This is a genomic window from Dyella sp. Tek66A03 (assembly GCF_052567735.1).
Genome location: NZ_CP199584.1, coordinates 1,699,864 through 1,718,145 on the forward strand (window position 1 = coordinate 1,699,864; position 18,282 = coordinate 1,718,145).

The window sequence follows — 18,282 nt, forward strand, 5'->3', positions numbered from 1 at the left end:
CCTGCATAGACGCCCGATCGCCCCGGTCAATCCAGGCGGCCACCAGCAACGGCGGTGGGTTCGTAGTGGCGCATTTCCTCGATCCGTGGGACATAGGCGCGGATGGCAGCAAGAAATGGGCCGAAATGCTCGCTGCGGCGAAAACCCTGGAGATGGTCTTCAGCCGATGTCCAACGGATGCGCAGCACGTAGGTGCCCGCTGACTCCACGCAGCGGTCCAATGCGTAGCCCAGGCAAAAACGGCTGGCTGCCAGACTGGCGGCGGCGCGCGCATAATCCGCCTCGAACGCGGTGGCGTCGGCTGCAGGCATTTTGTAACGGATGTATTCGACGATCATGGCGGTCTCCAGGGAGCGGCGTCAGGGAATTCGCCCGATCATGGCGCGATGATGCATCGCGCGATACGCACCGGGTGGTAACCCGTACGACTCGAGGATCAAGCACCATACGGACCATGTAGAGGAGCCATCGTATGTCTCAGATGGAAAACCCGTTCTATAGCTGCCCGGTCGAACTGGCCTTGCAAGCCATCATGGGCAAATGGAAGCCTGCCATCCTGTGGCAGCTCGCATCCGGCGCGAAACGTTTCAACGAGTTGCAGACGGCCTTGCCCGGCATCGCACACAAAGTGCTGAGCCAGCAGCTCACGCGCCTGCAACGCGACGGCATGGTGATGCGCAACCACACGGGCTACGATTTTCCGCCCGGTTACACCCTCACGCTGTTAGGCAGCACATTGCGCCCGGCACTCGATGCGTTGGCCGAATGGGGCAAGTTGCATGGCGAGCGTGCCAGCACGACGGCGCAAGAGGCGAGTCGCAGCGCGTGACGGCAGCGAGGTCGGCTGTTCTGGGCAGGTCAATCGTGCATGCACGGGTTCCGCTGTGCTGGCATGTTCACGCTTCAGCCCAGGGGTCGTAACTGCCGAACCACCACAGGTGGCCTTCCGGATCACGGCAGCTGTAGCCAGCACCGCCGTAGTCCTTCTCGGCGTACTCGTCGATGATCACTGCACCCGCGGCTTTCGCTTGCTCATAGTGCGCCTTGCAGTCACTCACGATCACGCAGGGGCATTGCGTCTCGCTGCCACCTACCTGATCGGGCTGCACAAAGTTCCGTCCGAACTCATTGTCGCGCACCGACCCGAGCATCAGCATGCCGCCGCCGTAGACCAGTTGTGCATGCGCCACGCCACCATCGTCATCGTCATAGACCGCGTGTTTCTGGAAGCCAAATGCCTTGCACAGCCAGTCGATGGCGGCGTGGGCGTCGCGGTAACGAAGGCAGGGGATGATGGTGCTGCCGCTACTGGATTGGGTGGCCATGAGTGTGCACTCCTGGGGGTGGACTTGACGGGAGCATATCGCGTTGGACGAGCGTGTCTTGTCGATTTTCTTAGTGGGGCAGTGAGCTCCAACGCCGCTGCTGTAGGAACGCACCCTGTGCGCGACCACGGCGCTATCGCTACGTAGGGTTTTCACTCGGGCCATCCCTGGCCCTCGCCCTGCCGGCAGCTTGCGCTGCGCAAACCGGCATTCCTGCCGGTTTGTCGCGCACAGGGTGCGCTCCTGCACAAAGAGCGGCGGGGATGACGGATTTGCCGCCAACGTGCCGAATTCAACATCCCTCACCCCAAATCAGTCCAACGGCACATGATTCGGATAGGGCCCCCGCGCCGCCATGAACGCCGTCGGCGTCATTCCCGAAAATTCGCGGAATTCTCGCACCAGATGCGCCTGGTCCCCGTAGCCACCATCGAATGCGACCGCACTCCAGTCGACCGACGAACAGCGATACACGGCGTCGACCACGCCGCGAAAGCGCAGCAGCCGGGCGTAGCGCTTGGGTCCCATGCCTACCTGTCGACGGAATAGACGTCCAAAGCGATATTCAGAAAGTCCGATGTCGCGGACCAGCGGGCCGATGCGGGTGACCTGCGGCTGACGGCCTATTTCAGCGAGTGCGTGGAGCACCTCAGGCGCCAGTTGCGGCAGCTTCATGCGCGCCAATAGCCATTGTTCGAGTACGACCAGGCGCAGCCCGGCGTCTGTCGTGTTCAGCAGTCGCTCGCGCAACTGATGCGCGCTATGGCCAAAGATGTCTTCGAGTCCGATGTCCCGCTCCACCAGCGCGGCGTGGTCTTCGCCCGTGAATGCATGCGCACCGCCGGGGCGAAACACCACACCCATCACGCACACCTGCTCGGCGGTGTCGATGATCTGGCTGTGCAGACATGGGCCACCGATGACCGACGCGGGCGCACGCACGCAATGACGTTCGGCGTCATCGGAGTAGACGCGCGTCTCATCCTCGTGGAGGTTGATGATCAGGGCCGCGCCAGGCACCGGCAGCACCCTTTCGTAGTGATGCGCGGCGGGTGGCATGGCCCAGTCCCAGAGGTGGGAGACCAGGGCGTCGAGCGGCGGCGCAGGTGCGACTACGTGGTGTCCCATCGACGGACTCCTGACGATAGCCGGAGTTTAGGCCGATGCGCTGCGGCTGTCAGGTCTTGTTGCCCGGTACGACGGTGGAAGGCGAGCTGGAATCGGCGTCGTTTTCGTGCCGCATCGTGCGAACCACCATGTCTTGGGGTGTGGTGAGCGGCTGATTGGCCTTGTGCAGGCGATCGATGATTTCGAACAGCACGTCGCTCTTCGCATCGCCGGCATTCCGCGGGCTGCTCACGTAGGCCGTGCAGACGAACATCATCGAACCGCCGTCGACGTTGTCCAGTTGCACACTGGGCGAGGGCGTGTTCAGTGTGGCCGGGTGATTGCGCAGGATGTCGAGGATGATCTGCCGAACCTTGGAGGCATCGGAGCTCATCGGCATGGGCAAGCGTATCTGCACGCGACCCAGGGCATTGGCCAGGGTCACGTTACGTACGTTCTGCGTAATCAGCTGCGAGTTGGGCACGATCATGGTCGAACGGTCGGCCAGCTGGATCTCAGTGGCGCGCACATTGATGCGGCGGATATCGCCCTCCGCACCCGTGATGCTGATCCAGTCGCCGACTTTCACCGGACGCTCGGCCAGCAGGATCAGGCCGGAGATGAAGTTCTGCACGATCGCCTGCAGGCCAAAACCGATACCGACGGACAGGGCGCTGGCGACCCAGGCAATGCTTTGCACGTTTACATTCAGTGCGCCCAGCATCAGCACGAACACCAGGATGCCGCCGACATAACCCAGCAGGGTCACGATGGATGTCTGCATGCCTACGTCGAGCGAGGTCTTGGGTAGCAACTGCTGGCTCAGCCAGCGCTTGATGATGCGAACGATCATGCCGCCGACCAGCAACAGCATCAGCGCGTTGAAGATGTTGCCGGGATCGATCGGCAGCGAGCCCAGCGTGCGAGTGGCAAACAGGCGGGAGCCGCGATCGACCAGGTCGGACACGCCAGCGCCATAGGGGGCGAGCACCAGCGGCAGGGCGAGTATTAGCAGGAACGCCCGGGCCACGCCTGACAATATGGTGGCGCTTTGCTCGAGTCGTGGCGGGGAAATGCCAAACGCACCTTGCATGCGCATGCCACTGCGCGATTCCGGCGAGAGCAACGTCTCGCACAGATCGTTGATCAGGTGCATCAACAGATAGAGCGCGGCGATGCCGAAGCCGCCACGCAGCATCTGGCGCGCCACAAAGAAAGCCAGCGCGATATACCCGGTGACCACGCTGATGAAGATCAGCAAGGTGCCCACGAAGGCCGCCGCCACCAGCAGTCCTACCCATAACGGGCGCTTGGCCGGCGTATCGCCGCCAGCGATCAGGGCGCGTCGAGCGCTGCCCATGCGTATCAGCGCGGCGGTGAACAGCGCGCCGATCAACAGAGCGAAGAAGGCGTTGGAGGTCACCGCCATGGCGACGCTGGCGCCGATATCGTTGTTGATGCGTTCAAACACGCCCAACAGCAGGGTGCTGTAGGCAAGCACGGTGGGGAAGGGCCACAGGCGCTGGGCCAGATCGTCCGAGATGGGCGGCAATCGCCACGAAGGGCGCTTTACGCTGAGCAAGGCGCGGCCCAGTCCGGCCATGGTGGCGGTAAAGAACATCAGGAACACGGTGCTGCGAGCGAGACCATCCAGATCCTGGTTGAACACGCCATTCCAATTCACCGCCAGATAGACCAGCCATGCGGCGATACCGTAGGTCAGCGTCGTCCCCAGCGTGATCAGCAGGGCCATGGCGCTGCGACGAAGGTGGCCGGAAGGCAGATGCTTGCTGGCCAGGTCGAGGATCTGGTGCTCGAGCAGGCGCCGCCCGGCTGCGAGGAGCAGGACGGCGGCCAGCAGGCAGAGGATGAACGGTGTGCGGTTGGGCACCTGCCAGGCTTGCGCGAACGCGCCGATCAGGGAGGTACCGAGCGCAGCGAGGTTGGCGCGATCATCGGCCATCTTCTCACCCAGCTGGGACCAGAACGCCATGCTCAATGGCGAGGCCGTGCGTTGGCTGATCTGCGCCTGGAACAGTTCGCGGCGCAGCGCGGCAATCTGGTTGATCAGCTGCTGGCTTTCCAGGCTCAGCGACTTCGCGCGGGTAATCTGGCCGACCAGGTCGGCCTTGTCCTTGTTGAGTTGCTTGCGTTGGCTGGCAACCTCAGGCGTTTCCGCGGGCGCGCCCTTCTCCGGCGGCTTGCCCAGCACGTCCAGCTTGGCCTGGATGGCGTCGCTTTGAGGCGTCAGGCTGGCGGTCAGTTGGTCCGCCTGCTGCTGGATGGCCGACGCCTTGCTGCGGGCATCGGTTAGCAGACTGTCGGTCAACTTGGTCCGGTCGGTAATGGTTTGCTTGATCTGGTCGAGCTGGGTGCTGAGCTGATCGGGATTGATGGCCGCAGCCTGCGGCATCTGGCCGGTATTCGGGGCGTCCTGCGCCCATGCAGGTGCGGCGCCGCCGATGGCAAAGAGAAGGACCAGCACGTAACGAAGCAGGATAGGCATGCCGGCATGATCCCGGCGCGCCATGCATGGGTCAATGCGTCAACATGAATGGATGCCTTGACGTCAGCTTCAGAGGCGCCTATTCACGCTGTCGACATGGATCATCGATTACCCACCGACGCCGTACCCGCCTGGGACGGCAACGTCGCCAAGGCACGCAGCCTGCAGACTCAACTCGCGTCCCGCGTGCGACTGGTCGACGATCATCCGCCGCTACGACGCATTGCGGGTCTCGATGTCGGCTTCGAGGAAGATGGCGCGGTGACCGGAGCCGCTGCCGTCTTGCTCGATGCAGCAAGCCTGGCGCCCTTGGCAGAAGTGATTGCACGACAGCCCACGCGCATGCCGTATATCCCGGGCCTGCTTTCGTTCCGCGAGCTGCCTGCGTTGCTTGAGGCCCTGCAGCAGTTGCCCGAGACGCCCGACCTGATTTTTGTGGATGGCCATGGCATCGCGCATCCGCGCGGTCTTGGTATTGCGGCCCACCTGGGCGCGGTGACCGATCTGCCGACGATTGGCGTTGCCAAGTCGATCCTGGTAGGTGCCCACGAGGACCTCGGCCCGCGGCGGGGCGACCGTGTGCCGCTGCATTACAAGGGCGGCGTGATCGGCTGCGTGCTGCGCAGCAAGGACAAGGTGCGGCCGCTGATCATCTCGCCGGGACACCGGGTGAGCATGCAGGCCGCGCCCGACCTGGTGCTGGCATGCTGTACGACATACCGGTTGCCGGAGCCAACGCGTCGGGCCGACCGTCTGGCCTCGCGGCGCGACCGCGGCTGCTAGTCGGCCGACGGACGAGCCGCGTTGATCGGCACCAGTTGATAGCCGAAGCTGGCGGCCAGTCGCGTTACAGCCAGCAACATTTCCTTGGCGCAAGGTGCGGCCGTGGCAGACGGCGCGCTGGTGAGCGGGCGGGGTCACGCATCCTTGTTGCCTTGCGCGATGTCGTCGGCGGCTTTCTGGATGATGCCGAGCACGCGCTTCACTTCGGCGATATTCCAGGGGCCGCCGTGCATGAAGAGCGCACGCTTGAGGTTGTGCATCGCTTCGCGCAAGGCCATGGGGGCCGCGGCCCGCGCGAACATCTTGGCCGTGTGCTGCATGCGCGACATCACTGCATCGACGGCGTCCTTGTTGGCCGCGAGAAACGCCTTGCCCTCGTCGGTCACGGCGTAAAGTTTCTTGCCGTCGCCGCTTGCCACGCTGGCATGGCCCATTTCTTCGAGCAGGGTGAGCGTGGGGTAGACCGCGCCCGGACTGGGCGCGTAGGCGCCGTCGAACATCTCCTCGATGGTGCGGATCAGCTCATAGCCGTGGCGGGGCTGCTCGGCGATCAGTGCCAGCAGGATCAACTTGAGGTCGCCGTGGCCGAACACGCGGCCGCCGCGGAAACGACCGCCCATGCCGTCGCGGCTACGGGGGCCCTCGTCGTCGCCGAAGCCACGGCCGAAGCCGCGCCCACGGCCAATGCCCATGGCCTCGCGGGCCCAGGCTTCGCAGCCTTCGTGATGGTGGTGGGGGTGGTGCCGATCAAACAAATGACGAAATCCCATGAGATCACTCCGAGTGTCTTAAGTAACAGTCTTAAGTAACGGTCTTAAGATATATCGTATGATTTCCGAAATGCAAGGCCAGCCGGCCCCATCCTTCAGCTTTCGCTTGAAACGGCAGCGCTTAGCCTTCACGCAGTAGCTATCCCTTGTACGCACCCCAAGGACGATCCCCATGTTGTTCCGCTGGTTTGAATCGCTGATCGACGCCTTCAAGGAGCCCGTCGACGGCATGCCGCCCGAATCGGTGTGGCGCTTCTATGTGTTCTACCTACGCCAGGTGTGGCTAGTGTTCGCTGCGGCCATCGTGGTGGGTTTTGGCGTGGCCATTGTCGAGGTCTCGCTGTTCGGCTTTATCGGCAGCATCGTCGACATGGCCAAGGGCGCACCGGCGGCGGATTTCTTCCAGCAGCATGGCCGTGAGTTGTTGTGGATGGGCTTCGTGGTGCTGATCGCGCGGCCGCTGCTGATTGGTCTGCACGACCTGCTGGTGAACCAGGCCATCGTGCCCAACCTGACGAACCGCATCCGCTGGCAGAACCATCGCTATGTCATCCGCCAGAGCCTGGGTTTTTTCCAGAACGACTACGCCGGCCGCATCGCCAACCGCATCATGCAGACCTCGGGTGCGCTGCGTGAATCGGCCGTGCAAATCGTCGATGCCATCTGGTACGTCGCCATCTATACCGGCAGCGCCATCGTGATGTTCGCCAAGGCGGACGTGTGGCTGGCGGCACCGTTGGTGGTGTGGCTGGTCGCCTATGTGTCGACGCTGGCTTACTTCGTGCCGCGCACCAAGGAGCGTTCGTGGCGGCAATCGGAGGCACGTTCGCGCCTGATGGGCCGCATCGTCGACGGCTACAGCAATATCCTCACGCTGAAGCTGTTTGCGCATACGCAGCGCGAGGAGGCCTATGTGGCCGATGCCATGGGCGAGCAGATCAAGCGCATGCGCTCGATGACGCGTCTCACCACGGCGATGGACGCCTCGATCACCACGATCAACGGTTTTCTCATCGTCGGCACCTCGGCGCTGGCGATCTGGCTATGGAGCCAGGGCAAGGTGACGGTGGGAGCGATTGCGCTGTCCACCGGCCTGGTCATCCGCATCAACAACATGTCCGGCTGGATCATGTGGGTGGTCAACGGCATCTTCGAAAACGTGGGCACGGTGCAGGACGGCATCGAGACCATTTCCAGGCCGCGTGCGGTGCAGGACCAGGAAGGCGCCATGCCGCTTGAAGTCACCGCAGGCGCGGCGCGCTTCGAGGACATCCACTTCCACTACGGCAAGCAAGGTGGCGTGATCGCCGGGCTGAACCTGGCCGTGCGCGGCGGCGAAAAGATCGGCGTGATCGGCCCCTCCGGTGCCGGCAAGTCGACCCTGGTGAATGTGTTGTTGCGCTTGTACGACCTGGAAGGCGGGCGCATCCTGATCGATGGCCAGGACATCGCGAAAGTCACCCAGGAAAGCTTGCGCGCGCAGATCGGCGTGGTCACCCAGGACACCTCGCTGCTGCATCGCTCGGTGCGCGACAACCTCTTGTACGGGCGCCCCGACGCCACCGAGGCGCAGATGATCGAGGCGGTGCGCCAGGCCCGTGCCGACGAGTTCATTCCGCAGCTGGTCGATGGCGAGGGTCGCAACGGCTATGACGCGCACGTGGGTGAGCGCGGCGTCAAGCTCAGCGGCGGCCAGCGCCAGCGCATCGCGATTGCCCGCGTCTTATTGAAGGACGCACCGATCCTGATCCTCGATGAGGCCACTTCGGCACTGGATTCCGAGGCCGAGGCGGCTATTCAGGAGAGTCTCGACCTGCTGATGCGCGGCAAGACGGTGATCGCGATTGCCCATCGCCTTTCCACCATCGCACGCATGGATCGCCTGATCGTGATGGACAAGGGCCAGATCGTGGAAACCGGCACGCATTCGGAGCTGATCGCGCGTGGCGGGTTATACGCGCGGCTGTGGAAGCGGCAGACCGGTGGTTTTGTCGCGGCGGAAGATCCGGCCGAGGACAGCGCGATCGCCTGATGTTCTCATAGCATCCCCAAATCCGCAGTCGCCACCGGAGCTATTCGAGGGCGCCGACTCGCGAGTGCGCAGGGCGGTCTATCGCTCTTCAGGGAAAGAAAGTCGCACTGAAGATGGCGCTCAGCAGCTTCTGCGCTGACTCGTCGGATAGCTCATTGGGCATGGATTCGTTGAAGAAACGTACGCCGTCGATCAGCGCCATCGTGCTGAATGCAAGGTCGTTCGCTGGGGCGGGCAGGGTCCTGCCCATCAGCTTGCAGAAGGTCGTGATGAAGTAGGCAATCACATCGCGTTTTTCCAGCAGCAAGGCATTCAACCGTGCGCGGAACCTGACATCGCGTAGTGCCTGCAGTCGTGCCTCTGTCCAGAGAACAAAGCTCGTGTCGCCGCAATAGGCCTGGACGTAGAACTGGGCCAAGTGCTTCTGCGTGTCCTCGATCGATAGCCCGGCATCCAGGATCTCCTGCAAGCCTTGCTGGATGTCCGCGTGGTCGAGCTTGAGCAGCTCGATGAACAAGTCGTTCTTGCTCTTGAAGTTCGAGTAGAACGCACCGCGGGTATAGCCGGCATGAGCCGCAATGTCCTCGACGCTGGAAGCGGCCAAACCTTTTTTGGCAATGGTGATGGCCGCCGCCTCGAGCAATCGCAGGCGAGTCTGGTCGCGGCTTTCTTCCCGGGTTAATCGCTTACGTGCCATGGCGGGATCGTAGCACGCGCATCGACTATGGATCGGAATGCTTTGTTGAATTCAAATACAACTATGTATTAGAGTTCATGGGTGAATTTACCTTGGCCGGCTGCGGGTCAGCCGGGTACCCCACAAGCGTCCCCAAGCTGTAGGAGTAGCTCGTGACTAACTCTGATTTCCGCCTGTCCGCCGGCGTGTTGGCGCGGCATGGCTGGCTGCCCGTTGCCATGGCAGCACTGGTCCTGCTTTCCGGGTGCGGCAAGGGGGCGCCTCAGTCCGAGCCCGCCCGGCCGGTGATCGCCATGCCGGTCGCGTTGGTCGACGGCGCATCGCGGGAACGATTTCCAGGCGAGGTCCGCGCACGCTTCGAAATGCCGCTGTCGTTCCGGGTGGCTGGGCAACTGGTCGCCCGCCAGGCGCGGCTGGGCGATACGGTGAAGAAGGGTCAGGTGCTGGCGCAGCTCGATCCCGCCGACGCCGCGCGCTCGCAAGCCTCCGCCCAGGCCGCGCTGGAGGCGGCAGAACATCGGCTTATCTTCGCCACGCAGCAGCGCGATCGCGACGAAGCGCAGGCGAAACAGAATCTCATCAGCCAGCTGCAGCTGGACCAGACGCATGACGCCTATGCCGCTGCGCTGGCCGCACGCGACCAGGCCAGGCAGCAGCTGGCGCTGGCGCAGAACCAGTCGAACTACACCACCCTCGTAGCCGATCGCGACGGCAGCATCACCAGCGAACAGGCCGACGTCGGGCAGGTGCTGGCCGCCGGCCAGGCGGTGTTTGGCTTTGCCTGGTCCGGCGATCGCGACGTGTTCATCGACGTACCCGAGAATCGGCTGGCCGGCATCACGGTGGGCCAGCCCGCGACAGTGAGCTTGCTGGCCTTGCCGGGCAAGACGCTGGCCGGCCATGTGCGCGACATTTCGCCCGCAGCAGACCCGCAGTCGCGTACCTATCGCATCAGGCTCGCGCTGGACCAGCCGGGGCCGCAGGTACAACTGGGCATGACGGCGGAAGTCAGCCTTGCCGCGTCATCGACTACCCGCCCGGCGATACGCATTCCCGCCACGGCGCTGTTCCATCAGGGCGAACATCCGGCGGTGTGGGTCGTGCGTGCTGCCGATGCCAGGCTGGAGCTTCGTCCGGTCGCCGTCCTGAGTTACGGCGAGCGCGATGTACTGGTGGGCAGCGGTCTGCATGCCGGCGAGCGGGTGGTGATGCAAGGCGTGCATACGGTGTCCGCGGGCGAGAAGGTGGAGCCGATCGCGCCGCCGCATCCTGAGGACGCGCCGCTATGAATCAGCCCGATATGCATCAGGCCGCCAGTAACCAGGAAGGCCGCTTCAATCTCTCGGCGTGGGCGTTGCGTCACCAGTCGCTGGTGTTCTTCATCATGGTGATGGTGGCGCTGTTCGGCATGTTGTCGTACAGCCGCCTGTCGCAATCGGAAGATCCGCCGTTCACCTTCAAGGTGATGGTGGTGCAAACGTTCTGGCCCGGCGCCGATGCCAAGCAGGTGCAGGAGCAGGTCACCGATCGCATCTCGCGCAAGCTGCAGGAGACGCCGTCGATCGACTTCCTGCGCAGCTATTCGCGGCCGGGCGAGTCACTGATCTTCTTCAACATCAAGGATTCCGCACCCAGCGCCAGTGTTCCCGATACCTGGTATCAGGTGCGCAAGAAGGTGGCCGACATCGCTGCCCAGCTGCCGCCAGGTGTGCAGGGGCCGTTCTTCAACGACGAATTCGGCGACGTCTATACCAATATCTACGCGCTGGAAGGCGATGGTTTTACGCCAGCGCAGTTGCATGACTATGCCGATCAGCTACGTGCGGAACTGTTGCGCGTACCTGGTGTAGCAAAAGTCGACTTTATCGGCGACCAGAACCAGCGCATCTTCATCGAGATGTCGAACGCGCGCCTGTCCAAGCTGGGCATCAGTCCCCAGCAGCTGGCGCAGGCGATCAACCAGCAGAACGCGGTGACCTCGGCCGGCGTGCTCACTACGTCGGACGACCGCGTGTTCGTGCGACCTACCGGCCAGTTCGACAACGTGGACGCGCTGAAGGACACCTTGCTGCGCATCAACAACCAGACGTTCCGGCTCGGCGACATCGCCACCATCCACAAGGGCTACGACGATCCGCCGAGCCAGCAGATGCGCTTTATGGCGCAACCGGTGCTGGGTATCGGTATCACCATGCAGCCGGGCGGCGATGTCATCCATCTCGGCAAGGCGCTCGATGCGGCGACGGTTTCGCTGCAGAAGCGCTTGCCGGCGGGGTTGAAGCTGTCCGAAGTGACCAGCATGCCGCATGCGGTGTCCCATTCGGTGGACGACTTCCTGAAGTCCGTGGCCGAAGCGGTGGCGATCGTCTTGCTGGTGAGTCTGCTGAGCCTGGGTTTCCGTACCGGCATGGTGGTGGTGATCTCGATCCCGTTCGTACTGGCAGTAACCGCGCTATGCATGGAGTTGTTCGGCATCGGCCTGCATAAGGTGTCGCTGGGCACCCTGGTGCTGGCGCTCGGCTTGCTGGTGGACGACGCGATCATTGCCGTCGAGATGATGTCGGTGAAGCTGGAACAGGGTTGGAGCCGTATGCGCGCCGCCGCGTTCGCCTATACCAGCACGGCCTTCCCCATGCTCACGGGCACCCTGGTTACGGTCGCCGGCTTTTTGCCGATTGCGCTGGCCAAGTCCGGTACGGGCGAATACACGCGTTCGATCTTCGAGGTGTCCGCGATCGCGCTGCTGGTGTCGTGGCTGGCAGCGGTCATCGTGATTCCGTTGCTGGGCTATCACCTGTTGCCTGAGCACCACCAGCGCGCCAAGCCCGGCCAGGAGTGGTGGGCACGCGTGCTGCCGCGCCGCTGGAACGAGGCGCGCAGCGCGAATACCGCGGCCGTGGTGCACAAGGAGGGCGATATCGAGATCTACGACACGGCGTTCTACCGGCGCTTCCGCGGCTGGCTGGACTTCTGCCTAAAGCGCCGCTTCCCGGTGCTGGGCATGACGGTTGCGCTGTTTGTGGTGGCGCTGGCCGGCTTCGGCCTGGTGCCGAAGCAGTTCTTCCCCAGCTCAGACCGGCCCGAACTGCTGGTCGACCTGCGCCTGCCGGAAGGCGCCTCGTTCGACGCGACCATGAACCAGGTGAAACGCTTCGAGGCAGCGATCAAGGATCGCAAGGAGATCGGCAGCTACGTCAGCTTCGTCGGCGCGGGCGCTCCGCGTTTCTATCTGCCGCTGGATCAGCAACTGGATCAACCCAACTTCGCCCAGTTCGTGATCACGGCAAAGAGCATCGAGCAGCGTGAAGCGTTGGCACGCTATCTGGACGGCATGCTGCCGCGCGATTTCCCGGCCGTGCGTAGCCGTGTCAGTCGGCTGGAGAACGGGCCGCCGGTGGGTTTTCCCGTGCAGTTTCGCATCGAGGGCGACGATATCGCGACCGTTCGTGGCATCGCCGAGCAAGTGGCGGGCACGATGCGCGCCGATCCACGCACGCGCAATGTGCAGTTCGATTGGGACGAGCCGGGCGAGCGATCCGTGCGCTTCGAGATCGACCAGGTCAAGGCGCGCCAGCTCGGCATCACCTCCCAGGACGTGTCGAATTTCCTCGCCATGTCGCTGTCGGGAACCACGGTGACCCAGTATCGCGAGCGCGACAAGCTTATTGCTGTCGATCTGCGTGCGCCCAAGGCCGATCGCATTCACCCCGACCAGATCGAACGGCTGGCGATACCGACGCCCACTGGTACGGCGATTCCGCTGAGTCAACTCGGTCGCGTCGACTATGGCTTGGAATACGGCGTGGTGTGGGAGCGCGACCGTCAACCGACCATCACGGTGCAGGCCGATACGCGCAACGGTGCCCAGGGACTGGATGTCACCAACGCCATCGACAAGCAGCTCGACGGCATACGCAGCCATCTGCCGGTCGGCTATCGGGTCGAGGTCGGCGGCGCGGTGGAGGAGAACGGCAAGGCACAGGGTTCGATCAATGCACAGATGCCCTTGATGGTGATCGCCGTGCTGACCTTGCTGATGATCCAGCTGCAGAGCGTCAGCCGCACCTTCATGGTGGTGTTGACTGCGCCGCTGGGTTTGATCGGCGTGATCGGTTCCCTGCTGCTGTTCCGCCAGCCGTTTGGTTTCGTTGCCATGCTGGGCACGATCGCCATGCTCGGCATCATCATGCGCAACTCGGTCATCCTGGTGGACCAGATCGAGCAGGACATTCGCGCTGGACATCCGCGCTGGGAAGCCATCGTCGGCGCCACCGTGCGGCGCTTCCGTCCCATCACGCTGACGGCCGCTGCCGCCGTACTGGCGCTGATTCCGCTGTTGCGCAGCAACTTCTTCGGACCGATGGCCACCGCCCTGATGGGCGGCATCACCGTCGCCACCGTGTTGACCCTGTTCTATCTGCCGGCGTTGTACGCCATCTGGTTCCGCGTGCGGGCCGGCGAGCCGCCGCAGGAGGTTGCACCATGAGACTTGTGATCAAGCATAAGCGGACCTTAATGGCGACGGCTGTCGCCGCGCTCACCCTGGCCGGTTGTTCCTTCGCGCCGCCAGCGAAACCACCGGCCTCGCCTTCACCGCAGAGCTACACGGTAGAGCCGACTCCCGCGGTGAGTGCCGAAGCAGGGGGCGTCGTCCAGCATTTCAATGCAGGCGAGCATGCCGTGCCGGATTGGTGGCGGCAGTTCGGTTCCGACACGCTCGATGCCTGGGTGGAGGAAGGGCTGCGCAACAATCCATCGCTGGATGCCGCCAGGCACACGCTGGAAGCGGTACATCAGCAATATCGCGCGCAGGTCGGGGCGACCCAGCTGCCATCGCTCGACGCGCAAGGTCAGACCAGTCGGCAACGCGCATTAGGCGTGCCGAACCTGGGGCCGCCGACTGATCTTTACAACGTCTACGCCGGCCAACTGAGCCTGGGCTATACCTTCGATGTGTTTGGCGCGGCGCGTTATGGAGTCAAGCAGGCCGCCGCCCAGGTGGATTTGCAGTCGTACCAGTTGGACGGTGCGCGTCGCGCGCTTGCGGCGAACATCGTGATTACCGCGGTCAACACTTCGTCGCTGGCGGAACAAGTCACCATCAATGAGCGGCTGGCGGTGTTGGCGCATGAACAGGCCGACCTGACAGAAAAGGCTTATCGTCTCGGCGCGGCGTCGCACGACGACGTGCTCACGGCGCAACAGAACGCCGCGATACTGGACGCTTCGTTGCCGCCGTTGCGCTTCCAGGCGCAGCGCGCCCGGCACGCGCTGGCGGTATTCATGGGGCGCACGCCGGATCAGGCGCCGGCCGTGATTCCGCTCGCACAGCTGCATGTGCCAGACGACATTCCGGTCAGCGTGCCATCCGACCTGCTCAAGCAGCGTCCCGACGTGATGGCCGCCGAGGCTGCCATACAGGCGGCCTCGGCCCAGGTCGGTGTGGCCACCGCCAACCTTTTTCCACATATCTCGCTTTCTGCCACGATCGGTTCGGGGGCTTTCAAGGCGGCGGATTTGTTTACCGGCGCCGGGGCGATATGGAGCGCTGGGCTGTCGTTGGCGCAACCGATCTTCCGCGGCGGCGCGCTACTGGCGCAGCGCAAGGCAGCCATGGCCGATTACGATGCCAGCATGGCGCAGTACCGGCAGACGGTGCTCAACGCATTCCAGAACGTGGCCGACTCCTTGGCTGCCTTGCAGCAGGACGCCATGACCCTGCAGGCTGCGCAGAGCGCATCCAGTTCGGCAGCAGAGTCGTTAGCCGATGCCAAGGCGCGTTACCGGCTGGGCGCCGTCTCTTACCCGGTGACACTTGCCAGCGAGCAACGTTGGCGGAACGCGACGCTCTCCGATGTTCAAGCCACGGCTGTGCGGCTGGTGGATTCCGCCGCGCTATTCCAGGCCATGGGTGTGCCAGCGGTGGCGGCTGATGGCGAGCCAGTGGTAGAAGCGGCGCATTGAGAGCGATGGGAGAGGGCAAGGGAATCAGGCTTGCGTAAGACGCCAAAGAAGCACCGACATGGGTGGCTTGGCCGCATAGCGAGCTGTTGAGGTTTCCTTGCCCCGCCATTCACAGCCGGCCCCGCAGCATGGCCTCTCCTTCCGTCATCGGAGCAGCGTGATGCCCAGCGAGAAGGCCCGGGCTCGTGCGCGCAAGGACAAGCGCGAAGGCAAATCGGCCAGCACCCAGGCCGGCGAATTCGTGCGCGAGGAAATCGAGCATATGCGCGCAGACGGGCATGCGGCGGTCTCGGTCAGGCAAGCCATAGCCATCGGCTTGTCCGAGGCGCGTCGCGCCGGTATCGATGTGCCGGCCAGGAAGGCTGCGGCGAGCAAGAAGGGCACGCGCAAGAAGCCTGCCGCCAAAAAAGCCGCTGCGAAGACGGCGGCAAGGCGCACCTCGGCGAGGCGCAGCCGCGCTTCCACCATGGCATTGAAGCGTGAGGGTAGCGCCGCGGCGGCGACAACCGCGTCGGCGCGGGCTTCCGCGCGTACAACCCCTGAGCGTTCGGTGTCTGCCAAAGAGGCTGCGCCCAGCAAGGGTCCGGCAGGTCGCAAGGTTGCTGCAAAGAAAGCTTCACGCACCAAGGGTGCGACCGGCCGCTCGGCAGGAGCTACCCGGGCCGCTCGCACGCGTGCCATGCACGCGCGCGAGCGCTGATCAGCTGGCGTTAGCCGACGGCGGTAAGGCGTCCGAGGCCGGTGGCTCGATGCCTGCTGGCGGCTCCTGCGCTTCCTCGGCTGAAGCCGGAAACCCGACCGTCATGCTGGCATAGACCTCATCGCGCCGAATCAATGCGTGATAAAGCGCAGCCCCCATATGCCCAAGAATGGTCAGGAAGAACAGATAGGCAAGGTATTCGTGCGCCTCGCGCAACCAGGCGAAAAGCACGGGGCTTGCGGGAAGTATCGCTGGAAGATGCCACGAGCTTCCAAGCATCACCGGGTAGCCGCCGGCCGACAGCATCGCCCAGCCGATCAACGGCATGGCCAGCATCAAGGCGTAAAGCAGCCAATGCGAAGCGTGTGCGACAAACTGCATCAAGGCAGGCATGTCCGCAGGTAGCGCCGGTGGCCGGAAACGCAGGCGCACGACAATGCGCAGCAAGACCAGCAACAGTATCGCGATGCCGAGCGGCTTGTGGATGGCGAGCAGCCACTGGTGCTTCGCCGATACCGTCGAAACCATGCCCACGCCGATAAACAACATCGCCAGAACCAGCACGGCCATGGTCCAGTGCAGCAGACGCGCGAGCGGATGGAAAGCCTTGGGAGTCGTCATCACTTGCTCTCCGGTTTGGCAGCATCGGCCTGCGCCGTGCCGGGGAAGTGCGCCTCTTCGCGGGTCCGACGCAGATAGGAGTCGGCATAGGCAGCGGAGCGCGCCGGCAGCAAGGGATCATCGGAGATCCTGATGCCCTCGGGGAGCACGGTCGGGTCGTAGTTGATGTCGCGGCAGGGACCGCTGTCCTGCGGTTGTTCGCTCTCGATGACCAGGGTGCCTGCATCGATGGTGGTGCGGTCGACCGGCCACGCCTTGGTGGCGTCGTTGGTCGGGTCGCCGGGTGCGGCCAGGGTTACCAGCAAACGCCAGCGTTGCGGTGCGGCCGCCAGGCGTTGCTGCAGATCCTGCGACAGGAAGTCGTTGTCGTCGGATTTCGGCGCCGCGCCAACTTCGTCGCTGGCTTCCGGCACCACACGCCAGCGCGCTGCGTGCTGCTGCCCGTGGGCGTCGACAAGATAGAACGCATCGAGGGCGTCATAGCTATCGGTGGCGAAGCTGGCCGATGGCTTATGGGACTTGGCCCAGGCAAGAAACGCCGCGGCTTCCGGATGGGACGCGAAGAAGGCGCCTGCGCGCGCCGGGTCCGGTTTGCCGGTAGCTGGGTCAGGGCGGGTTGCCACCGTCAACTGATAGAACGCCTCAGGCGTCGCCACGACAAACACCGGTATGTTGTTCATACCCGTGCGCCACTGTTGACCATGGGGCAGGTCAAAGCGAAGCGCGAGGCTGCGAATCGCCGTGCTGCCGTCCGGCGCATAGGGATTGCCGCCGGGAATGGCAAAGCGGCCCACCACCGGCGTGCGCACGTTTCTAAAAACGGACGCCGTGGAATAAGCGGATGCGGCACCGCTGCCTTCGAAATAGCCTGCAACACAGATGCCCTTGGCATGATTGCGACGGTATCCCGGATGCACGCCGCCGTTGTCCTGCAAGGCATTGACAATACGCTGTGGCGTGAGTCGCCGTGGCGTGAGCCAGCCGCCGACGTAGGCAAAAGCCAGCGCCAGGATCATGACAGCAACGGCAATCACGCCCCAGCGCCAGACCTGGCGTTGCGGCGGTGACGTATCGGACGAATCAGGCATGAGGCGCTCCCGGCCAGGTTGTCAAAGGCGTTGACACCAGATTTCGTTGGATCGCGTGCAACGGTTACGTGGATGCAAACGGCAGGCAGCATTCCTCGTGAAGTGGACATCGGCCAGTCATGTCATGGCCGATGTCACCCAGACGCGCGCATCGAAATGGAATGGGCGGCTTCCATTAAACGTGTTGATAAGGCAATGCACGGGTCGCTGCGACCCGCTATTTGGCTGGCTTGAGCTCGATCACAATGACCTTCTCCGCCGTTGTTCCCACGTTCTGGTTGCTATGTGTGATAGGCGCGCTCCACAGCACTTCACCCGGCTTGCGCGTGGTCTCGGTCACTTTTCCATCGGATGTCGTGGTTTTGATCTTGCCCCCGGTGACGAAGTACACCACGTTCTCCGGATGGGAATGCATCGGGATGCCTTCGCCCGGCTTCACGTTCACTTCGAGCACTCGTACGTCCGCTTTGTCGATCAACACCTTGGTCGTATCTGGCGACACGGTTGCCATGTCCTGGGCCATGACGGCTCCGGCACCGGCATAGACCAGGGCGACCAACACGCATTGCGCATACCGACGGTTAATGACTGCCATGACACGTCCTCCACATCGTTGCTGAGGTTGTCGAAGGTCCTTGACGGCTGATCACGCGATCAGCGCCCGATTCACCGGGTGTCCTGATGCAGGC

Annotated in this window: 16 protein-coding genes; 7 read left to right on the forward strand and 9 right to left on the reverse strand. The window is 63.6% G+C overall.

What is annotated here, in order from left to right; all coding sequences use genetic code 11:
• Positions 1 to 26 precede the first annotated feature (26 nt).
• A complete protein-coding gene (locus tag ACT01B_RS07555; protein WP_445146751.1) occupies positions 27 to 338 on the reverse strand; it encodes a putative quinol monooxygenase in 312 nt (103 codons plus the stop codon).
• A 134-nt stretch (positions 339 to 472) separates the two neighbouring features.
• On the opposite strand from ACT01B_RS07555, the gene ACT01B_RS07560 reads away from it, so the two are divergent.
• The gene (locus tag ACT01B_RS07560; RefSeq protein WP_445146752.1) at positions 473 to 829 is read left to right on the forward strand and encodes a winged helix-turn-helix transcriptional regulator; all 357 of its coding nucleotides are present in this window, start codon (positions 473 to 475) and stop codon (positions 827 to 829) included.
• Positions 830 to 896: 67 nt separating this feature from the next.
• Here ACT01B_RS07560 and ACT01B_RS07565 read toward each other — a convergent pair whose 3' ends face one another.
• From ACT01B_RS07565 to ACT01B_RS07575, 3 genes are all read right to left on the reverse strand, one after another.
• Positions 897 to 1,325, reverse strand: coding sequence for a VOC family protein (locus ACT01B_RS07565; RefSeq protein ID WP_445146753.1), 429 nt, complete (start codon positions 1,323 to 1,325; stop codon positions 897 to 899).
• A 312-nt stretch (positions 1,326 to 1,637) separates the two neighbouring features.
• Positions 1,638 to 2,453: a helix-turn-helix domain-containing protein gene (locus ACT01B_RS07570; RefSeq protein ID WP_445146754.1), complete on the reverse strand. Its 816-nt coding sequence runs from the start codon at positions 2,451 to 2,453 to the stop codon at positions 1,638 to 1,640.
• Between the two features lie 49 nt (positions 2,454 to 2,502).
• Positions 2,503 to 4,938 carry a DUF3772 domain-containing protein gene (locus tag ACT01B_RS07575; RefSeq protein WP_445146755.1) on the reverse strand — a complete coding sequence of 812 codons (2,436 nt, stop codon included), beginning with the start codon at positions 4,936 to 4,938 and terminating at the stop codon, positions 2,503 to 2,505.
• 96 nt (positions 4,939 to 5,034) lie between these two features.
• Between ACT01B_RS07575 and nfi the strand changes: the two genes are divergently transcribed.
• Positions 5,035 to 5,721 carry a deoxyribonuclease V gene (gene nfi, locus ACT01B_RS07580; RefSeq protein ID WP_445146756.1) on the forward strand — a complete coding sequence of 229 codons (687 nt, stop codon included), beginning with the start codon at positions 5,035 to 5,037 and terminating at the stop codon, positions 5,719 to 5,721.
• A 134-nt stretch (positions 5,722 to 5,855) separates the two neighbouring features.
• Here nfi and ACT01B_RS07585 read toward each other — a convergent pair whose 3' ends face one another.
• Positions 5,856 to 6,491 (reverse strand): PadR family transcriptional regulator, encoded by a 636-nt coding sequence (locus tag ACT01B_RS07585; protein WP_445146757.1) that lies wholly within the window; start codon positions 6,489 to 6,491, stop codon positions 5,856 to 5,858.
• A gap of 175 nt (positions 6,492 to 6,666) precedes the next feature.
• Between ACT01B_RS07585 and ACT01B_RS07590 the strand changes: the two genes are divergently transcribed.
• A complete protein-coding gene (locus ACT01B_RS07590; RefSeq protein ID WP_445147446.1) occupies positions 6,667 to 8,523 on the forward strand; it encodes an ABC transporter ATP-binding protein in 1,857 nt (618 codons plus the stop codon).
• 88 nt (positions 8,524 to 8,611) lie between these two features.
• Here ACT01B_RS07590 and ACT01B_RS07595 read toward each other — a convergent pair whose 3' ends face one another.
• Positions 8,612 to 9,220, reverse strand: coding sequence for a TetR/AcrR family transcriptional regulator (locus ACT01B_RS07595; protein ID WP_445146758.1), 609 nt, complete (start codon positions 9,218 to 9,220; stop codon positions 8,612 to 8,614).
• A gap of 152 nt (positions 9,221 to 9,372) precedes the next feature.
• Between ACT01B_RS07595 and ACT01B_RS07600 the strand changes: the two genes are divergently transcribed.
• The 4 genes from ACT01B_RS07600 (at position 9,373) to ACT01B_RS07615 (ending at position 15,884) form a co-directional block, all read left to right on the forward strand.
• Positions 9,373 to 10,509: an efflux RND transporter periplasmic adaptor subunit gene (locus ACT01B_RS07600; protein ID WP_445146759.1), complete on the forward strand. Its 1,137-nt coding sequence runs from the start codon at positions 9,373 to 9,375 to the stop codon at positions 10,507 to 10,509.
• The gene (locus ACT01B_RS07605) at positions 10,506 to 13,706 is read left to right on the forward strand and encodes an efflux RND transporter permease subunit (RefSeq protein ID WP_445146760.1); all 3,201 of its coding nucleotides are present in this window, start codon (positions 10,506 to 10,508) and stop codon (positions 13,704 to 13,706) included. The genes ACT01B_RS07600 and ACT01B_RS07605 overlap by 4 nt, the downstream gene beginning before the upstream one ends.
• Complete coding sequence (locus tag ACT01B_RS07610) at positions 13,703 to 15,184, forward strand: efflux transporter outer membrane subunit (protein WP_445146761.1); 1,482 nt, start codon at positions 13,703 to 13,705, stop codon at positions 15,182 to 15,184. The genes ACT01B_RS07605 and ACT01B_RS07610 overlap by 4 nt, the downstream gene beginning before the upstream one ends.
• A gap of 160 nt (positions 15,185 to 15,344) precedes the next feature.
• Positions 15,345 to 15,884, forward strand: coding sequence for a DUF6496 domain-containing protein (locus ACT01B_RS07615; RefSeq protein WP_445146762.1), 540 nt, complete (start codon positions 15,345 to 15,347; stop codon positions 15,882 to 15,884).
• Here ACT01B_RS07615 and ACT01B_RS07620 read toward each other — a convergent pair whose 3' ends face one another.
• The 3 genes from ACT01B_RS07620 to ACT01B_RS07630 all read right to left on the reverse strand — a co-directional run bounded on the left by ACT01B_RS07620 (position 15,885) and on the right by ACT01B_RS07630 (position 18,188).
• Positions 15,885 to 16,505 (reverse strand): cytochrome b, encoded by a 621-nt coding sequence (locus tag ACT01B_RS07620; RefSeq protein ID WP_445146763.1) that lies wholly within the window; start codon positions 16,503 to 16,505, stop codon positions 15,885 to 15,887.
• Positions 16,505 to 17,593, reverse strand: coding sequence for a catalase family peroxidase (locus tag ACT01B_RS07625; protein WP_445146764.1), 1,089 nt, complete (start codon positions 17,591 to 17,593; stop codon positions 16,505 to 16,507). Before ACT01B_RS07625 ends, ACT01B_RS07620 begins: the two co-directional genes overlap by 1 nt.
• Positions 17,594 to 17,810: 217 nt before the next feature.
• Entirely contained in the window at positions 17,811 to 18,188 is a 378-nt protein-coding gene (locus tag ACT01B_RS07630) for a cupin domain-containing protein (RefSeq protein WP_445146765.1), read from the reverse strand.
• Positions 18,189 to 18,282 lie beyond the last annotated feature (94 nt).

What these genes read in the sequence shown, in the direction of transcription:
- ACT01B_RS07555 (WP_445146751.1), bottom strand. Translation starts at nt 338, where the DNA reads ATGATCGTCGAATACATCCGTTACAAAATGCCTGCAGCCGACGCCACC.
- ACT01B_RS07560 (WP_445146752.1), top strand. Translation starts at nt 473, where the DNA reads ATGTCTCAGATGGAAAACCCGTTCTATAGCTGCCCGGTCGAACTGGCC.
- ACT01B_RS07565 (WP_445146753.1), bottom strand. Translation starts at nt 1,325, where the DNA reads ATGGCCACCCAATCCAGTAGCGGCAGCACCATCATCCCCTGCCTTCGT.
- ACT01B_RS07570 (WP_445146754.1), bottom strand. Translation starts at nt 2,453, where the DNA reads ATGGGACACCACGTAGTCGCACCTGCGCCGCCGCTCGACGCCCTGGTC.
- ACT01B_RS07575 (WP_445146755.1), bottom strand. Translation starts at nt 4,938, where the DNA reads ATGCCTATCCTGCTTCGTTACGTGCTGGTCCTTCTCTTTGCCATCGGC.
- nfi (WP_445146756.1), top strand. Translation starts at nt 5,035, where the DNA reads ATGGATCATCGATTACCCACCGACGCCGTACCCGCCTGGGACGGCAAC.
- ACT01B_RS07585 (WP_445146757.1), bottom strand. Translation starts at nt 6,491, where the DNA reads ATGGGATTTCGTCATTTGTTTGATCGGCACCACCCCCACCACCATCAC.
- ACT01B_RS07595 (WP_445146758.1), bottom strand. Translation starts at nt 9,220, where the DNA reads ATGGCACGTAAGCGATTAACCCGGGAAGAAAGCCGCGACCAGACTCGC.
- ACT01B_RS07605 (WP_445146760.1), top strand. Translation starts at nt 10,506, where the DNA reads ATGAATCAGCCCGATATGCATCAGGCCGCCAGTAACCAGGAAGGCCGC.
- ACT01B_RS07610 (WP_445146761.1), top strand. Translation starts at nt 13,703, where the DNA reads ATGAGACTTGTGATCAAGCATAAGCGGACCTTAATGGCGACGGCTGTC.
- ACT01B_RS07615 (WP_445146762.1), top strand. Translation starts at nt 15,345, where the DNA reads ATGCCCAGCGAGAAGGCCCGGGCTCGTGCGCGCAAGGACAAGCGCGAA.
- ACT01B_RS07620 (WP_445146763.1), bottom strand. Translation starts at nt 16,505, where the DNA reads ATGACGACTCCCAAGGCTTTCCATCCGCTCGCGCGTCTGCTGCACTGG.
- ACT01B_RS07625 (WP_445146764.1), bottom strand. Translation starts at nt 17,593, where the DNA reads ATGCCTGATTCGTCCGATACGTCACCGCCGCAACGCCAGGTCTGGCGC.
- ACT01B_RS07630 (WP_445146765.1), bottom strand. Translation starts at nt 18,188, where the DNA reads ATGGCAGTCATTAACCGTCGGTATGCGCAATGCGTGTTGGTCGCCCTG.